Origin of the sequence: Sulfurimonas indica (assembly GCF_009192995.1) — a bacterium.
GTDB lineage: Bacteria > Campylobacterota > Campylobacteria > Campylobacterales > Sulfurimonadaceae > Sulfurimonas > Sulfurimonas indica.
This window is the reverse complement of sequence record NZ_SDID01000043.1, coordinates 1-2,028: the sequence shown is the minus strand read 5'-3', so window position 1 is coordinate 2,028 and position 2,028 is coordinate 1. Positions and strand designations below refer to the sequence as shown.

Annotated in this window: 2 protein-coding genes; both read right to left on the bottom strand. The window is 39.2% G+C overall.

Going from position 1 to position 2,028, the window contains the following annotated elements:
* Positions 1-255, bottom strand: a 255-nt coding sequence (locus tag ES948_RS10750) for an ATP-binding protein (protein WP_188109522.1), incomplete at its 3' end; no start/stop codon positions are given.
* Positions 252-1,826 (bottom strand): IS21 family transposase, encoded by a 1,575-nt coding sequence (istA, locus tag ES948_RS10745; protein WP_188109521.1) that lies wholly within the window; start codon positions 1,824-1,826, stop codon positions 252-254. The genes istA and ES948_RS10750, both read right to left, overlap by 4 nt.
* Positions 1,827-2,028: the final 202 nt, after the last annotated feature.

Below are 2,028 nucleotides of genomic sequence, written 5' to 3'. Positions count from 1 at the left end.
ATCAAGTTTTCTTTTTGCAGTATAGTCTATCGCTTCAAGGGAAGCATTTTTATCTTTGAGTTTTGCTTGGGTGAGCATCCTTGCGATGCGTTTGTCTTTTCGCTGATTTATCTCTGCTTCAAAGAGATGATAGAGCCTCTCTTCGAAAGAGAGTGATGTGTAGTTTGCATCTTCACTTTGCAGTTGCAGTGCATATTTAAACCCTGAGAGAGAAAGTGCTGTTGCCTGTTCTAATACTGTAGGGAGTGTTATCATGACTCTACCACCTCACTGTTTTTACTCAGTTGTTGTGCATAATAAGCACTGCCTCTGATATTTTCATGTTGATTCATATAGGTGTTGTTTGCACTTGCAGTTGATTGATTATGCAGTAAATAGCTTTTTGTTTTTAGCATTGACTCTATAAATGCCACCTTGTAGTTGTTAACATCCAAAGCTACTGTGGCAACACCCTCCAAAGCATGGTTTCCATATGTTTTTGAAAAGCTTAAAATTGCAATGCAGGCTCTATAGGCTTTTGCAGGATGTTCTCGTTTATTCATGATGGATTCCATAAGTGCAGTTGTATAGATGCCGATAGAGTTTGCCCAATTGAGGATTCTTCTTGGATTCCATTTTTCATATTGACGCTGATACTCATCTGGTAGATGTGAGAGTATCGTTGAGTCATGATAACGCTGTGACATTTTTGGATGGTGTGCGATTATCTCTCCAGCTAGTGAAATTATCACAGATGTACTTGTATAGGTTATATCTACTTTTTTGCCTATATGAATGTATGGAACAGAGTATCCGCTTCCCTCTAACTCTACATGATAGGTAACATCTACCGTAGCGCGTTCAAACTCTTTAAAAATGTATTGATTACTGCGAAGTGGGTGCAGATATGGCTTATCAAGCAATGCAAAGAGCTCTGTTCTGCTTTTTTTAAGACGGCGAACTATCTTATTGTTATATCCATCAAGCAGCAGATTGATCTGTTGATTTAGCTCATCAACACTGAAAAATGTATGGTGACGCAGTTTCATCAGAATCCATCGCTGTATCGCTTTTACTCCAAGTTCTACTTTGGATTTATCTTGTGGTTTATATGGGCGTGCAGGCTCTATGGCAACATTGTAGTATCTTGCCATATCTGCATAGCTCTCATTGAGTTTTACCACACCTTTTTTATTTGAGATCACTGCTGCTTTTAGATTATCAGGCACTAATATGTTTGGCACACCTCCATAAAAATGAAAGGCTTGCACATGTGACTCTATAAAGTGCTTGGTTGATTGTGTAGGAGTGGCATGCACAAAGGTGTATCCACTTGCACCAAGGACACAGACAAAAATTTGGGCTTTTGAGATCTCGCCTGTCACTTGATTGACAATAGGGATAGTAAGCCCGCTGTAATCTACAAAGAGTTTATCTCCATTGTAGTGTATCTGTCGCATAGATGGGTTGAGTTTTTTAACATATTTCGCGTAGTAACGGTTAAACTGAGAGTAGCTGTAAAGATTAGGATTTTTCTCTTTATACTCCTGCCATAGCAGTAGTTTCGTCATCCCTTTCTTTGAGAGCTCCTGTTTGACTTCATTCCAATCTGGGTGGATAGTTTCCAGACGATCTGCAGGGTGTTTTTTAGGTTTACTCGAGACAAAAAGTTCGGAGAGTTCTTTATCACTTAAGGATAAAACTTCATCGAGGGGTGCATTAAGTGCTATATAGCTCTTTGTATAATTGGCGACACTGTTACGAGATACTCCTGTCATGGTCTGTATCTGTCTGTTTGATAGTTGATTACGATATTTTAATCGCAACACCTCTTTAATTTTACTCATAGATATTTTCCTCATTTCTCACACACCTTCTTTTTAAATTAGGTGCATTATAGTATTGAAGAATATTCTCTTGCTTAACTCAAACTTATATACGCATCAAGAAGAAAAAGTGGCCAAATAACAAGTGCGTGAGGTGGCCAAGTATTCATGCGCGCGCTGGCCAAATCAAAATGCGCGGGGTGGCCAAATGGGATGCGTGCCT

Bases quoted from the DNA above. Each gene is read 5' to 3' on its own strand.
- istA (WP_188109521.1), bottom strand. From the start codon at position 1,826: ATGAGTAAAATTAAAGAGGTGTTGCGATTAAAATATCGTAATCAACTA.